This window comes from Devosia sediminis (genome assembly GCF_016411825.1).
Lineage (GTDB): Bacteria > Pseudomonadota > Alphaproteobacteria > Rhizobiales > Devosiaceae > Devosia > Devosia sediminis.
This window is the reverse complement of sequence record NZ_JAEKMH010000002.1, coordinates 662,503-676,496: the sequence shown is the minus strand read 5'-3', so window position 1 is coordinate 676,496 and position 13,994 is coordinate 662,503. Positions and strand designations below refer to the sequence as shown.

14 protein-coding genes are annotated in these 13,994 nt (G+C 64.9%); 5 read left to right on the top strand and 9 right to left on the bottom strand.

Annotated elements, in window-relative coordinates; genetic code table 11:
* Positions 1 to 64: 64 nt before the first annotated feature.
* Together JEQ47_RS10560 and JEQ47_RS10555 are read right to left on the bottom strand one after the other, a co-directional pair.
* The gene (locus JEQ47_RS10560) at positions 65 to 700 is read right to left on the bottom strand and encodes a diguanylate cyclase domain-containing protein (RefSeq protein ID WP_198876362.1); all 636 of its coding nucleotides are present in this window, start codon (positions 698 to 700) and stop codon (positions 65 to 67) included.
* Between the two features lie 76 nt (positions 701 to 776).
* The gene (locus tag JEQ47_RS10555; RefSeq protein WP_198876856.1) at positions 777 to 1,232 is read right to left on the bottom strand and encodes a YcgN family cysteine cluster protein; all 456 of its coding nucleotides are present in this window, start codon (positions 1,230 to 1,232) and stop codon (positions 777 to 779) included.
* A 134-nt stretch (positions 1,233 to 1,366) separates the two neighbouring features.
* Between JEQ47_RS10555 and JEQ47_RS10550 the strand changes: the two genes are divergently transcribed.
* Positions 1,367 to 3,523, top strand: coding sequence for a transglycosylase domain-containing protein (locus JEQ47_RS10550; RefSeq protein ID WP_198876359.1), 2,157 nt, complete (start codon positions 1,367 to 1,369; stop codon positions 3,521 to 3,523).
* Positions 3,524 to 3,697: 174 nt separating this feature from the next.
* Here JEQ47_RS10550 and JEQ47_RS10545 read toward each other — a convergent pair whose 3' ends face one another.
* Entirely contained in the window at positions 3,698 to 4,165 is a 468-nt protein-coding gene (locus JEQ47_RS10545) for a hypothetical protein (protein ID WP_198876358.1), read from the bottom strand.
* 189 nt (positions 4,166 to 4,354) lie between these two features.
* Here JEQ47_RS10545 and JEQ47_RS10540 point away from each other — a divergent pair, with 189 nt between their 5' ends.
* The 3 genes from JEQ47_RS10540 to JEQ47_RS10530 are packed head-to-tail and all read left to right on the top strand — an operon-like array spanning position 4,355 to position 6,035.
* Positions 4,355 to 4,927, top strand: a complete 573-nt coding sequence (locus JEQ47_RS10540; RefSeq protein WP_198876357.1) for a DUF1214 domain-containing protein — start codon at positions 4,355 to 4,357, stop codon at positions 4,925 to 4,927.
* Positions 4,924 to 5,472, top strand: coding sequence for a DUF1254 domain-containing protein (locus JEQ47_RS10535; RefSeq protein WP_198876356.1), 549 nt, complete (start codon positions 4,924 to 4,926; stop codon positions 5,470 to 5,472). The genes JEQ47_RS10540 and JEQ47_RS10535 overlap by 4 nt, the downstream gene beginning before the upstream one ends.
* A complete protein-coding gene (locus tag JEQ47_RS10530) occupies positions 5,469 to 6,035 on the top strand; it encodes an NUDIX hydrolase (protein WP_198876355.1) in 567 nt (188 codons plus the stop codon). The genes JEQ47_RS10535 and JEQ47_RS10530 overlap by 4 nt, the downstream gene beginning before the upstream one ends.
* A 190-nt stretch (positions 6,036 to 6,225) precedes the next feature.
* On the opposite strand, the gene JEQ47_RS10525 is transcribed toward JEQ47_RS10530, so the two are convergent.
* The 3 genes from JEQ47_RS10525 to JEQ47_RS10515 all read right to left on the bottom strand — a co-directional run bounded on the left by JEQ47_RS10525 (position 6,226) and on the right by JEQ47_RS10515 (position 9,073).
* A complete protein-coding gene (locus JEQ47_RS10525; RefSeq protein ID WP_198876353.1) occupies positions 6,226 to 6,957 on the bottom strand; it encodes a hypothetical protein in 732 nt (243 codons plus the stop codon).
* 76 nt (positions 6,958 to 7,033) lie between these two features.
* Entirely contained in the window at positions 7,034 to 8,233 is a 1,200-nt protein-coding gene (chrA, locus tag JEQ47_RS10520; protein ID WP_198876352.1) for a chromate efflux transporter, read from the bottom strand.
* A gap of 15 nt (positions 8,234 to 8,248) precedes the next feature.
* Positions 8,249 to 9,073, bottom strand: coding sequence for a hypothetical protein (locus JEQ47_RS10515; RefSeq protein ID WP_198876351.1), 825 nt, complete (start codon positions 9,071 to 9,073; stop codon positions 8,249 to 8,251).
* 355 nt (positions 9,074 to 9,428) lie between these two features.
* Here JEQ47_RS10515 and JEQ47_RS10510 point away from each other — a divergent pair, with 355 nt between their 5' ends.
* A complete protein-coding gene (locus tag JEQ47_RS10510; RefSeq protein ID WP_198876350.1) occupies positions 9,429 to 10,568 on the top strand; it encodes a DUF2336 domain-containing protein in 1,140 nt (379 codons plus the stop codon).
* Positions 10,569 to 10,611: 43 nt separating this feature from the next.
* Here JEQ47_RS10510 and JEQ47_RS10505 read toward each other — a convergent pair whose 3' ends face one another.
* The 3 genes from JEQ47_RS10505 to JEQ47_RS10495 are packed head-to-tail and all read right to left on the bottom strand — an operon-like array spanning position 10,612 to position 13,962.
* Positions 10,612 to 10,956, bottom strand: a complete 345-nt coding sequence (locus tag JEQ47_RS10505; RefSeq protein ID WP_198876349.1) for a DUF1491 family protein — start codon at positions 10,954 to 10,956, stop codon at positions 10,612 to 10,614.
* A 1-nt stretch (position 10,957) separates the two neighbouring features.
* Positions 10,958 to 12,154: a peptidoglycan-binding domain-containing protein gene (locus tag JEQ47_RS10500; RefSeq protein ID WP_198876348.1), complete on the bottom strand. Its 1,197-nt coding sequence runs from the start codon at positions 12,152 to 12,154 to the stop codon at positions 10,958 to 10,960.
* Positions 12,151 to 13,962, bottom strand: coding sequence for a PAS domain-containing sensor histidine kinase (locus JEQ47_RS10495; RefSeq protein ID WP_198876347.1), 1,812 nt, complete (start codon positions 13,960 to 13,962; stop codon positions 12,151 to 12,153). Before JEQ47_RS10495 ends, JEQ47_RS10500 begins: the two co-directional genes overlap by 4 nt.
* Positions 13,963 to 13,994: the final 32 nt, after the last annotated feature.

Here is a 13,994-nt window from a genome sequence, read left to right as displayed (position 1 = left end):
GATGAAAGCGCGCCATGGGCGCGGGGACGGCTCTCTTAGGGATTATGCGCGGCCAAGTAAACCGTCAGGCGGCGCGGCGCTGCCGTTCTTCGCGGCCGCGCAGGTCGACGACCTCGAGCCGGGCGAGGCCGCGGCGCTGTGCCTTCTTCACCGCCTGATGGGCGGCTTCCAGCACGGCGCGGTCAAGTCCGCCTTGCGGATTGGCGACGGCCAGGCCCATGCTCATGGTGACCTGCCCTGCATGGCTTGCGCGATTGGCGAGGCCCGCGTGACGGATGGCCACGGCAATGCGGCTGGCGAGGTCACGCGCCATCAGCGCAGGCATGTCGGGCAGCACCAGGACGAAGCCGGCGCGACCATGGCGCAGGCAGCGGTCGGTCTCGCGCGGCAGCAGCGCCGAGATGGCGCTGTCCAGCGCTTCGATGCTCTCATCCACCGCCTCGCGGCCATAGGCGGCGAAATATTCGGCGTAGTTGTCCATTTCCAGCGCCAGCACGCACAGCGAGACGTTGCGTTCGGCGGCGTGCGCCCAGCTCCGGCGCAGTTCTTCGTCGATACGCTGGGCCGGGCGGGATTTCTTGTGCGGATTCTTGGCGATGGCGGCCTGGCCGTAAGCGGGCACAGCAGCATCAGTGCGTCCCAGCGCCGCGCGAATGCGCGCCCAGAGGCCGTCATTGCCGCTTGTGGTCACTTTATTCATCGAGCCTGTCCTGGGCCAAGTCCGGATCGGGGTTATCAAGGCACAACTATGGTTAACACGAAGTAACTACCTCGCCTCAAAGACTTTCCGGCGGCTCCCATTCCGGCCAGTCCACCGCATGCTCTTCCCATTCATCCGGATCGACCTCGGTTTCCAGCACCGTCCGGCCGCTCACCGACACGCCGACATCAATCACCGTCTGCGGATCGCCCGAAACCAGCGGATGCCACCAGGCCAGGCCTTTGCCCTCGGCAATCCGCCGGTAGGCACAGGTTGTTGGGATCCAGGGTATCTCGCGCACATTGTCCGGGGACAGTTTTATGCAGTCGGGCACGATCTTCTTGCGGTTGGGATAGTCCGTGCAGGCGCAGCTATCGCCATCCAGCAGCTTGCAGCGCACGTCCGAGGTGATCAGCACGCCGCTGTCCTCGTCCTCGAGCTTGATCAGGCAGCAGCGGCCACACCCGTCACAGAGTGCTTCCCACTCGCTGGGGGACATCTGCTCGAGCGTTTTTTCTTCCCAGAAGGCCATCTTTACCGTTTGCCGTGCATTGTGTTGTGGGTTTGCGCTTGCGGGCGGGGCATTGCAATCATATTCCAGCGATTGTGTTGCCTTGCTCGCAATTGCGGACAACTCTGGCGACATCAGGGCACTCGGGGATCACCGTGCAGGATCCGTTCTACACCAAGGAAAAAAAGCAGCGCCCCAAGGGCAGCATGCTCGCGGCTGACGCCTGGCTCGATTCCTCGCTGTATGAATTCTGGCAGGCCCTGGGGCGCGCCTATACGCGCTACCAGGATTTCATGTCCCGCTTCCACGTGTCGGGCATCAAGCGTTTCTTCGTCGAGATCCTGTCTGACGCCTTCACCTTCGGCGCCATCGGCTGTGTGCTGATGACCGCCCTCGCCCTCCCTGCCTTCGACATCATCGATCGCGGCGCCTTCAACAAGGCCGAGGATTATTCCGTCGTCTTCCTTGATCGCTTCGGCACTGAGATCGGCCGCCGCGGCATCCGATCCGACGACAGCGTGGCGCTCGACCAGATGCCGGACTTCCTCATCAAGGCCACCTTGGCCACGGAGGATCGGCGCTTCTACGAGCATTTCGGCATCGACGTGGTCGGTACCCTACGCGCCCTTGCCAGCAATGCCCAGGGCGAGCGCGGCACCCAGGGTGGTTCGTCCATCACCCAGCAGTTGGCCAAGAACCTGTTCCTGTCGTCCGAGCGTACCATCGAGCGCAAGATCGTCGAGGCATTCCTGTCGGTCTGGCTCGAGTGGAACTACTCCAAGGACCAGATTCTCAAGCTCTATTTCGACCGCGCCTATATGGGCGGCGGCAATTACGGGGTGACCGCCGCGTCCGAATTCTATTTCGGCAAGCGCGTGCAGGACATCAATCTCGCCGAGGCCGCCATGCTGGCCGGTATGTTCAAGGCGCCGGGCAATTATGCGCCCCATGTGGACCTTGCCGCTGCGCGTGGCCGCGCCAACCTGGTGCTCACCAATCTCGTGGCTTCCGGCTTCCTCACCGAGGGGCAGGTCACCGCCGCCCGCCGTCACCCGGCCGCCGCCATCGACCGTTCGCAGGACATCAACTCCCCGAACTATTTCCTCGACTGGGCCTTCGAGGAGGCCAAGACGCTGATCGAGGCCAACAACGCGCCGGGCAACAATTTCGTCGTGCGCACCACGATCGACACCACCCTCCAGGCCTATGCCGAGGAAGCCATCACCTCCGTGATCCGCGAACAGGGCGAGCAATATCGCGTCGAGCAGGGCGCCATGGTCGTCACCGATACCCAGGGCGCCATCCGCGCCATGGTCGGGGGCACCGACTATGCCAAGAGCCAGTTCAACCGCGCCATCGTGTCCAACCGGCAGCCGGGCTCCTCGTTCAAGCCCTTCGTTTATGCCGAGGCCTTCGAGCAGTTGGGCCTCACGCCCACTGATACAGTTTCCGATCACCCGGTCTGCATCGGCGACTGGTGCCCGCAGAACTATGGCCGTTCCTATCGCGGCCAGACCACGCTGATCAGCGCCTTCGCCGCCTCGATCAACACCATTCCGGTCACCCTCTCGATCAAGACCGGGCGCGACACCATCGCCGCCCTCAGCCATCGCATGGGCCTCCGTCAGGAGTACCCCGTCACCCGCTCCCTGGCGCTCGGCGTGGCCTCGGTCTCGGTGATCGACATGACCTCGTCCTACGCGGTCTTTGCCAATCATGGCTACAAGACCCAGGCCTATGGCCTTACCCGGATGACCACGCTCAACGACCAGCTCGTCTGGGAGCTCGATCCCGAAGCGCCGCGCGAACGCGTGCTCTCCGAACAGACCGTGGCCTATATGAACGAGATGATGTACGCCGTGACCCAGAGCGGCACCGGCACCCGCGCCCGCATCGAGGGCGTGCCCACTTTGGGCAAGACGGGCACCACGACATCCTATCGCGATGCCTGGTTCTGCGGCTTTACCGGAAATTTCGTCGCCGCCGTCTGGTTCGGCAACGACGACTACCGGACCACCAACAATCTCACCGGCGGCACCCTGCCCACCATAGCGTGGCAGAAATTCATGGCCTATGCGCACACCAATGTGGAGGTCAAGCCGGTCTTCGGCATCGACTTCCAGATGCCCGAACAGATCATCGCCGATGCCGATCCCGAGAATGTCGAAGAGATCATCGAGCGCCCGCCCAGCCTCAAGCCGGCCGCCGCCCGCAAGCTCCTCGACCTGGCAGATCGCCTGGAAGCCACGATAGACCTCAACACGCCGCGCGACACCGCCCAGGCCCCGGCCACCGGCACGGCGGAACTCTGATTCCTGTAGCCTGTTCAATCGCTCGATTTCTTAACACCGTCACCACCGGGCTCGTCCCGGTGGTCCACCTCACGGCAAGTTGGATTGCCGGGACAAGCCCGGCAATGACGGTGAACATGGTATTTCGTCTCACCGGCACTTCAGACGGTCGGAGCACCCTGCCGCTAGGCGTCGCTACTCCACCACCCATTCATACTGACCCGTGAAACTCACATTGAGCCCGCCGCACATGCGGTTATCGACCACGTCGATCCAGTTGATGTTCCAGTCGAGTCGCATTTCGATGACGCAGTCGTATTCCTCCGCCTCGTCGACCGGGATGGCTTCGCCCTCGCTGCCAACGGCGAAGGCGATTTCGTTGTCGTCCGTGATCCAACTGCTGGGCACGCGCACCGAGAATTCACCCATGTTGACCCCACCACTGGCGACGCGGTCCGGATCGTTGGCGCCATACGTGGCATAGCCTTCAAACAGCAGGGTCTTCTTTTCGGGAAGGGACACGGTCAGCATCTGTTCGTCGCTGGCCGACCATTCGCCGACCCATTCGGACAGGTCGAGCCGGGATGCGCTCTTGCCCTCGGCGGCATCAGTGAACACCAGCGCGGCCGCTAGGATGGCGAAGACTGTGACATGGTTGGGCATGTTTGGCTCCCGTGGGTCCTCGCCCATTTGTGCCTGCCCCCTTGAGCGTATGCAAGCGCCTGTGCAGGCTGACATAATGGAAGCGCCGAGACATTCCGCTTCCGCCCTTTCGCTGCCATTGCTATAGCGATGAGCATGTCAAATTCGCCGGCCCAGCCGTTCATGCCGCAAATGTTGAGACGCTGATCCGTGCGCTTCGTCCTCCGCCTGCTGATGAGCATTGCCGTCGCCCTCGCTGTGGGGTTCGGGCTGAGTTACTACGCGCTGACCGACGGGCGTCTTTTCGGCGCCGCTACCATCGGACCCTGGACGGCCTGGCCCGATATCGGCGCGCCCAGCCCCAATCCCTATACCAATGGCCACATTGCCCGCGAGGCGGCCCTGCAACTGGGGCGGAGCGAAGGCCTGCGCTTCGTTGCCACGACTGATAGCGCAAATGCGCCGCTTGACCTGAACTGCACCTATCGCCTCGAGGGCCATGTCCCGGTCTCGACCTTCTGGACCTTGGCGGCGATCGACGACGACTGGATCAATCTGGCGGCTCCCGAGACCGACGCGGCCCTGCGCTCGAGCGAAGTCATCCGCAGCCCGGATGGCTCGCTCAGCATCCTGGTCGGGACCCGGCTCGTGCCCGGCACCTGGCTGGAACTCGCCGGCAGCGGTGCCTTCAGCCTGGTGCTCACCCTTTATGACACCACGGCGCTGTCGAGCTTTTCCTCCGACATCTCCATGCCCTCCATCGTCAGGGAGGAATGCGCATGATCCGCACCCTGCTTTGGCTGATCGGCGGCGTACTGCTCGGCGGCATCATACATATCGTCACCATTCTCACTCTGCCGCTCCTGGCCGAAGAGACCACCTGGTCGCGCATCGAAGCCCTCGAGGCGCAAAACCGCATGACCGTGCTGCCCCCCATTGAGGCGGGTCAGCCCAATCCGCTGCAGCTCGATCCCGAGCTGAGCTATGGCGTCTGCCAGATCGACCTAGGCGAAGGTCCCGCCTATCTCAGCGGCGTCCTCCCCGATGCCTATTGGTCGGTGGCCCTCTTCAACGAGGCCGGCGTCGTCACCTATTCGACCACCAATCGCGATGGCATCGGCCAGACGGTCGAGCTCGGCATCTTCAATGCGGCGCAGACGCGCCTTCTCGCCCAGCAGCAGATCGATATCGCCGAGGGGCTGCTGGTCGTGGAATCGCGGACCGACAATCTTTTTGCCCTGGTGCGCCTCTCGCCTCCGCACGAGGCCATGCGCGCCCGCTTCGAAGAAGAGCTCGCCAAGATCGGTTGCGGGCCACGTCCGTCGTGACCGGGTTCGACGCTACCCTCGCCGCCATCGTGCAGCATTATCTCGACGACGTTGCCGGGCCGCGCGAGCACCTGTCGCTGCTGCGCTGGCAGATCGATCAGGGGCATCGGTTGGACGAGCGCACGACTTTCCCCGGTCACCTCACGACCAGCGCAGTCATCCTCTCGCCCGACCACCGGCAGACCCTCCTCATCGACCACGTCACTATCGGCCGCTGGCTGCAGCCCGGCGGCCACTACGAACCGGCCGACTTCTTCCACGTCTCGGCCCGGCGCGAGGCCGAGGAGGAAACTGGCGTCCAGGGTCTGCGGCTGCATCCCTGGCACCGCGATGGCGACCTGCCCTTCGTCATCGACAGTCATGACGTCCCCGGCAAGCCCGCGCGCCACGAGCCGCCGCATGTCCATCACGACCTGCAATATCTCTTTATCGCCGATCCGGCCCTGCCGCTCATCGCCCAGCTCGAGGAAGTCCATGCCGCCCAGTGGCAAGACGTCTCCCGCCTCGGCGAATTCGCGCCAAAGGTGCTTGAGCGATTGAAGGGCGTTGAAGCGCCTGGATAGCCCTCGATCATAAACCCACCACCGTGCCGTCCTCGGGCTTGACCCGAGGACCAGCCGCCACAAGCTCGACCCTGGTGCATGCTTCGCGTGGCCCTCGGGTCAGCCCGAGGGCGGACTTTGGGTGTTGGGTCATCAGGATCATCCCACCCATCGTCATTGCCGGGCCTGTCCCAGCAATCCATCTTGCCCCCTACCCCAGAAACCGCCGCATCACGCTGGCATGTTGCGCCGCGAACTCGATCCGGCGGACCCATTGCAGCGGGTCCCGATCGCCCTCGTCTGCATCAGCGCCAAAGCCTTCAATGGTCCGGTAGAAAAGCGCATCGGACTGCGCGTAGCCAAGCCGAAGACTCGCGGCACGCGCCAGCAGCGGCCATTCCACGTCATTGGCGAGGCTGTCGACCTGGCTTTCCCTGGCGATGAGTTCGACGGCGGCCGGCGACAGGCGCCTGATGGCGAACATCAGGTCCCAGTGGTCGCCGGTCAGCAGGGCATGGGTGTGATTGACGAGTTCTTCGCTCTCGCGCAACCGTCGGGGCTCGGCCGCGAACGACCGGTCCGAGCGGCCAATCACCAGCAGGTCTGCTTCATGCTCTGCCGCGAGCACGCGTTGCAGGTCCTCGAATCCGAATTCCATCCAGCGCAGAAGATGGTCGAAGTCGGCATAGAGCACGTGCCGGCCATCAGCGGCCATTGTCACAGCGTCACGGCGAAAGCGGCCGATATTGGACTCGCTGGCAGCGTGGAACATGGTCCTTGCGCCCAGCGCCGCCACGGCTTCCACGACCTCCGGCCGGGTGGCATCGGAAACATTGAGGCAGATGGCCGGAAAGACCTGATGCAGCCGTGGCGCCATGCGCCCGATCGCCTCGGCGGTCCGCCCCACCGGGTCATGCAGGGTCGCGCCCAGCACAATGTCCATGAAATTCCTCCCACAGCAGCACGCTGCCTGTTGGACATGGCCATCGGAGTGACAAATTTCCAGAGGCGGCGCGGTTTTAGAGCGTCCCCAGCACGGCCCCGATAGCGCCGAGCGCAAGCACCACCACCCATGGCGGACACTTCCATGAGACCAGCGCCACGAAACCGGCAAGCGCCAAGGCGAAGTCCAGCGGGGTCAGCACCGCCGTCACGAAGACCGGATCATAGAGCGCGGCGCCGAGGATGCCGACGACTGCGGCATTGGCGCCGCGCATAGCCGCCTGCGCCTGCGGCCAATGTCGCAACTGGTTCCAGAACGGCAGTGCGCCGGCCATCAGCAAGAGGCCAGGCAGGAAGATGGCCACGAGAGCAATTGCTGCGCCCATGAGACCCATGGGCGGCGATCCGGCAATGGTGCCGAGATAGGCGGCAAAGGTGAAGAGCGGGCCGGGCACAGCTTGGGTCGCCCCATAGCCGGCCAGAAATTGGTCCTCGGTCACCCATCCGCGCGCCACGGTTTCAGCCTCCAGCAACGGCAGCACGACATGACCGCCGCCAAAGACGAGCGCCCCGGCGCGATAAAAGCCGTCGAACAGGGCAAAGCCCTGCCCCAGCCCCGCAAGCAGCGGCAGGCCGACCAGCAGCACTGCAAAAAGCAGGACAAGCCCAGAGCCCACGCGGCGCGAACCGGGGAAGGTATGCTCGACGACAGCGGCAGCACCATTGCGGCACACCGCGAGGCCAGCGAGTGCACCGAAGACGATGGCACCCACCTGTCCCAGCACGCCGCCGGCCAGCACCAGGACCAACACGGCAAGCACGGCAATTGCCGCCCGCTCCCGGTCCGGCGTCAGGCTCCTGGCCATGCCCAGAACGGCCTGCGCGACAATCGCCACGGCGACCAGTTTCAATCCATGCAGGGCGCCCTGCGCCATGGCGCCGTCAAAGGCTGCCGCACCCAGGGCAAAGGCGACAAGCAGCAGTGCCGATGGCAGCGTGAACCCGGCCCAGGCCGCCAGGGCTCCCAGCGGACCGGCTCGCATCAACCCGAGGGCGAAGCCGACCTGGCTGGAAGCCGGCCCCGGCAGGAACTGTCCGAGCGCCACGAGGTCGGCATAGCCGGCCTCGTCGATCCAGCGCCGGCGTGTCACCAGCTCTTCGCGGAAATAGCCCAGATGAGCGATCGGCCCGCCAAAACTGGTGAGCCCCAGTTTGAGGAAAGCGAGAAACACCTCACCGGGCGTTCCCCGGGGGGCAGCAGAATCGACGGGCAACATTCCCCCAGTTCCCGCCTATTTCTGCGGGATCACTTCTTGGTCGTAGACCATGGTCTGGAAGCGTGACGGTATGGTGACACCGCCATGGCCGCCGCCTGCGCCCGTCCCGGAACAGAAGTCGCGGCGATTGGCCCGGTCCACCCAGGGCCGCAGCCGCCGCAGGTCCTCGTCCACGGCCATGGACTGCTCATGCGGCGTTTCGACCAGCAAGTGGTCGAGCGCATAGGCATAGCTCTCATAGCGATAGTTCAGCGCCCGCACGAACCAGTCGATATGCCACTGGTTCTCGACCCGCCTTGCCGAGACATTGGCGGCCACGCTCTGTTCGATCCCACCGAGCTCGGCCAACGCCACCGCCCGCTGCCGGTCGATTTCCTCGACCGCACAAATCGACGCGAAGGTCGTGGGCACCGTGTCGAGATCGGCCAGGATATGCCGCCCGACCGTCCGGTAGCGAGTGGTGGAGGATTGGTATTCCGTGGTCCGCAGCCAGGTGTAGTAGCGATCAATGCCGAAGCGGAAGTCGCGTGCCGCCCCGATCCTTGTGCGCTGCAATTCGACCGAGGAATCGAACATCCAGTCGCGGCTGTGGGAAGCAATCAGGAAGCGCCAGGTGCGGTCGTGCATCTCGCGTTCCTGGTCGGTCTGGTTGAGGTTGCTGACGGGCTCGCCGCGGCTCGTGGCGGCGACCTCTCCCATCGCGGGCATGATCCTGTCATGCACGACGCTGGGCTGCGCCCGGCCGAAATCACCCACCGGCCGCGCGACGCAGCCGACGGCCATGCTGGCCAGGAGAATCAAGGCGAAGGATCGCAGCAGCGACCCGGAAGGATTAGCCACGCTTGCGCTTGCGCCTGGCGTCGCTGTGATTGTTTGGTGGCGGCGGCGTCCCGCGTTCATAACGCACCCCGGTGAATATCAGGATCTGGGCGTCGCCGGACCTTTGCTGCCCAGCATTGGCGGATCGTGTCCGACCCTCGAACTTCAAAAGCTTACCCAAGCAAACCTCCATGACGCGCAGCTCCCCCGTCCCTAGTGGGGGCAGCGAGTTGAGTCGTTTTTGTCCCGGCGCGACGCCCCTCGCGCTGTTTCACCATTAAGAGATCGTCAAGGTTAACAGTCTGCTAACGAATTGGCGGCAAGAGTCGAACTCGCATCAAATTCGATGCAATGCGAGTCGATGGTTCCGCCCGAAATGCTTGGATTTCAGCCTTACGAGACCTTTCAGTTGCTGATCGAAACGGGTGGTGTCGATCGCACCAACACGCTGCTGATCGCGGCCTGCGACGCCTATGCGCGGCGCGGCAAGCCGACGGTTCCCGAAATGGAACAGTTCGAAGTCCTCGCTGCCCGCCTCTTCCCCACGGCCGGCCCGCAGGCCCGTGCCAAGGGCGCCGCCATTCTCGGGCGCGCGGAAGTGCTGTCCCCTGCCCTCGAGCGTCTGGTCGTCGACAATATCGGCGAAGACCTCATCCCCTTCCTCGAAGGGGCGACCGAGCTGTCCGACCAGACCATGCTCGATATTATCGCGCGCTATGACGTCATGGCCTGCGCCACGCTGGCCACCCGCGCCGACCTCTCCAATGTGGTACTGGCCAAGCTCTTCCAGATGAATTCGCGCAAGGTCTATCGTGCCCTTGCCGCCAATACGCTCATCACCCCGCGCGGCGCCTATCTCAGCGCCCTCGCCCGTTCGGCACAGATGGATCACCTCGTTGCCGAGGCTCTGGGCCGTCGCGACGACTTCGACGCCGCCCTGCTGGCCCCCGCTTTCTTCGACCTGTCCGACGCCCATCGCGTCAAGGTCATCCAGGCTTTCGCCAACCGCACCACGCCGGCCGCGCCGATCTCGCGCACCATCGAACAGCTTTCGGTCGCCAGCGGCGAATTGACCAAGGCGCTGATGAAGCTTTTTTCCGAGAACCGCCGCCCGGAGGTCACGCGCCTCCTCGCCCAGATCACCGGCCTCGACGAAGTGCGTTGCGGCCAGATCGCCCACGACGTCACCGGCGCCTCGCTCTTTGTCATCCTGCGTGCGTTCGGCGCCACTGCCTATGACGGGCTCAAGGTTCTGATTTACGCCACCAGCCACGACAGCGAGCGCTCCCGCGCCCTTGCCGATTTCGCTACCCTGTTCGGCGCTGTATCGCCTGAATCCATGGCCTACCTGATGAGCGCCTGGCGTGGTGAAGTGAACCTGCTCGAGCTTTCGAAGCCGCAGCACCAGCCGTTCACCCAGCCGAGCAAGCGCACGGCCATGAGCCCCGCGCACAATCCCGTCGTGGAGCAGGCCATCGAGGCCCTCGCCAAGATCGGTGTCCGCCGCGCCGGCTGATTGTCAGTATGTCACAATTTAACCCCCGGGCGTGCTCCGGGGATTAGTTCTGCTCGCGCGCCACGTCGATATCGAGATCGTCGCCGCGCCGGTCGATGCTCAACACCCAGAGATCGGGATCGAAGTCGATTTCCTGGGCGATGCGCTCACGCACCTTGTCCGGCGATACCCGGAAAAAACGACGCTGGAACACTGGGCCGGCGCTATCGCCCCTGCTGACAACCGGCGCCGGCGTGAACAGCGAGCGCGTCCCATCCAGGTGATCGACCTCGATGAACACCTGGCCGGCAATAGGATCACCACGCCGGACCACCACGCACATGTCGCCCAGGTCATTGTGCCGCCGCACAAAGGCCATGCACCACAGGTCGCTGCGCAGGCTTGCCACTCTAGATCGTCGCGCCTGCCTTGAGCAGGAGCTCGACCAGGTCAGGCTGCACCTGGCCGGTCATCTTGTAGCGGTGGAAGTTCTCGAACTCGCGAATGGCGCGGGCCGTTTCCGGACCCGGCTTGCCATCGATCGGGCCACGGAAGAAGCCGAGGCTCGCAAGGCCACTCTGGATCTGCGTCACCAGCACGCTGTCAGTGGCGGGGGGCACGCTGACGGGCGCGGCGACAGGCTCTGCGCTCGCCACCTGCACGGTGGGGGCCTGCTGGACGGGCGCGGCCACCGCGGGCTGCACCGGGGCCGGCATGGGCTGGGCCACGACGTCTGGCGTCACGCTGGGCAGGGAGGCGCTGGGCGTTGGCGGATTGCTGCTGACCGGCGCGGACCCGCGCGAGCCGTCCACTGCCGCGATGATGGAATCGATGGTGCTGGCGGCGGTCTCGGCGACGTCGTCGAAGGCTTCCTCGGCCGGCGACAGGGTCTGCTGCGAGGCTGCCAGCGGCTGCGGCACAACCGGTGCGACAGGCTGGGTCGAGGCTAAGGCGACCTGCTGGACGGGCTGGCTTTCCAGCACCGGCGCCGGCGCTGGCGCCGCGGCCTGGGGCTGCACGGTGGCACGGCCTTCCGCATCGGAGCGGAGGATCACCTCGAACACGGATGGGTCATTGGCGCCGGTCGGCGTCATGCCGTTGCGGATTTCGAAGGCACGAATTGCTTCGGCGGTCTTGGGTCCGTAATAGCCGTCCACCTTGCCGGTGAAGAGATTGAGCTCGAAGAGCTTCTTCTGCACGGCGAACATCTGCTCATTGCCCACTGGCACATCCGGTACGACCGGCGCCGGCGCAACCGTCCCTGTCGTCTCCGTGCTCACGGCAGGTGCCGCGACCGCCGGCAGGGGCTGGACGGCGCTGGTTTCGACAGGCGTGCTCGCGGTTTCGGGGCGATCGACGGAGGGCGTCGGCAGGGCCGCGATTTCGGCGCGCGCGGGCGCGAAGAACGGCGAAGGGTGTTCTGCCGTCTGGAAGAACAGCGCATTGCTGCCGGCCAGCGCTGTCATCGTCACCATGGCCAGAAGGCCGGTGGATGCCAGGGGCGCGCGCATGTAGCGCGAAACAGTCCAAAGCCCTGCGCGGCCCATCGTGCCGAGCAGGGCGCTGCCGGCCAGAAGCGGCAGCTGGGTGAGGGTCGAAGCCGTCATTGCGCTTTTCTTTTTTCGTTTGGCCATGAAGTGGGGGCTACGGAAGCGGGATCACGGTGAAGGGTCAGAATGTCGGCAGTTTCGCCGGGTTTGGTTGCCGGACCGTTTATGGGAAGCAAAACGGTGATGGTTGTCCCCGCCCCGATCTCCGACATGGCCCGCAGGGTGCCGCCATGCAGTTCGACCAGGCCCTTGACGATGGAGAGCCCCAGGCCGGTGCCTTCATACTTGCGGCTGAGGCCATCCTGCACCTGGAAGAAGGGCTCGCCGATGCGCGCCATGGCAGCAGGCGCCATGCCGATGCCTCGGTCGCGCACCGACAGGTTGATCGACTGGCCCTGGCGCTTGACCGTGGTCGTCACTACCCCACCGTCATGGCTGAACTTGATGGCGTTGGAGAGCAGGTTGATCATGATCTGGCGGCAGACGCGCTCGTCGGCCGTCATCAGCGGCAGGTCCGGCTCGATCTCGGAAACCAGCCGGATACCGCGCTCCTGGGCCAGCGCATCCACCATGGAGAGGCAGGCAGGCACGATATCGGCCGGGTCGAGCGGCTCGGCCTGTATCTCGAACTTACCCGCCTCGATTCGCGACATGTCGAGCAGCATGGAGACCACTTCGAGCAGGTGCTTGCCGCTGTGCTGGATCAGGCCGGCATATTCCTTGTGCGTCGGCGACAGCTCGCCCCCGATGCCACTCGTCATCATCTCAGAAAATCCGACCACGGCATTGAGCGGGGTGCGCAGTTCATGGCCGATGGTGGCAAGGAAGCGCGACTTGGCCTGCGAGGCATCTTCGGCGACGCGGCGTGCCTCGGCCATGGCCGATTCGGCATCCTTGCGGGCAGAGATGTCGCGTACCAGTGCAATCACCTCGTGGCGGTCGCTGCCGCCATCCTCGTCGAGAATGGGAGAAAGCTGCATTTCGGCCCAGACGAAGCGCGGCACATTGGTGCGGGCGCGCGGATCGTCCTGGCGGATGCGCAGCTCGATCGTCCGGCTGCGGCCATCCTGGGCCGCGTCGGCGAAAGCGGTGAGAAAGGCGGGGCGATCCATCACATGCAGCCGCTCGCTGAGCTTGTCGCCGGCGATCTGGTAGCGCGGGCAACCGAACAGCACCTCGGACGAGCGCGAGGCCAGCAGCACGGCGCCATCGGGCGAAAAGCGCAACACGGCGTCCTGCACATGCTCGATCAGGTGCCGGTAGGCGCTGACCTGCGCCTTGTCGTGCACTTCATAGGCGGTGTTGATGCGATGGGCGCTGTGGGCGACCACGGCGAAGGCGATGAGGAAGCCGATGGCCGAGGCGAACAGCATGGTGGGTTCGGCCACCGGCGCAGCGGGCAGGCCCATTATCGACATGACGATGCCGAGGAGTCCGATCGGGATCAGCGTCAGCCAGCTCGTGCGCCGCAGGACCGGGCGTCCGACCAGCGCCGCCAGCACAGTGCCCATGACGGCAATGGCCAGGCCCGCATCGCCGAGGCGTGGATCGGCCAGGGTCAGCACCAAGCCCACTGCCATTAGCGTCGCGACCTGGGCCGACACGGCGAGCTCGTTCTGCCCGCGCTGATGCATGGCGAGGCTCACCATGCCGCCAGCCAGGGTCATCGAGGCGAGGAGGAAGAGTAGCGGGGCTCCAGTGACGAGAAGATAGATGGCAGGCACCATGGCAAGCGCGGCCGCGGCGACGAGAATGCGGGCATTGTTGGCGGTGGTCTTGCGGCGCAGCAGTTCGGGGCGGTTCCCGGCAATCGCGGGAACGGCTTCGCCTGCCTTGCTGGTTCCGAAAACCTTGAAGCTACGCATGCACAAAAAACTCACTCAACGACGCCTGCGGT

Bases quoted from the DNA above. Each gene is read 5' to 3' on its own strand.
- JEQ47_RS10555 (WP_198876856.1), bottom strand. From the start codon at position 1,232: ATGGCCTTCTGGGAAGAAAAAACGCTCGAGCAGATGTCCCCCAGCGAG.
- JEQ47_RS10500 (WP_198876348.1), bottom strand. From the start codon at position 12,154: ATGACGGCTTCGACCCTCACCCAGCTGCCGCTTCTGGCCGGCAGCGCC.
- JEQ47_RS10495 (WP_198876347.1), bottom strand. From the start codon at position 13,962: ATGCGTAGCTTCAAGGTTTTCGGAACCAGCAAGGCAGGCGAAGCCGTT.
- JEQ47_RS10535 (WP_198876356.1), top strand. From the start codon at position 4,924: ATGATCCGCACCCTGCTTTGGCTGATCGGCGGCGTACTGCTCGGCGGC.
- JEQ47_RS10510 (WP_198876350.1), top strand. From the start codon at position 9,429: ATGCTTGGATTTCAGCCTTACGAGACCTTTCAGTTGCTGATCGAAACG.
- chrA (WP_198876352.1), bottom strand. From the start codon at position 8,233: ATGTTGCCCGTCGATTCTGCTGCCCCCCGGGGAACGCCCGGTGAGGTG.
- JEQ47_RS10525 (WP_198876353.1), bottom strand. From the start codon at position 6,957: ATGGACATTGTGCTGGGCGCGACCCTGCATGACCCGGTGGGGCGGACC.
- JEQ47_RS10545 (WP_198876358.1), bottom strand. From the start codon at position 4,165: ATGCCCAACCATGTCACAGTCTTCGCCATCCTAGCGGCCGCGCTGGTG.
- JEQ47_RS10560 (WP_198876362.1), bottom strand. From the start codon at position 700: ATGAATAAAGTGACCACAAGCGGCAATGACGGCCTCTGGGCGCGCATT.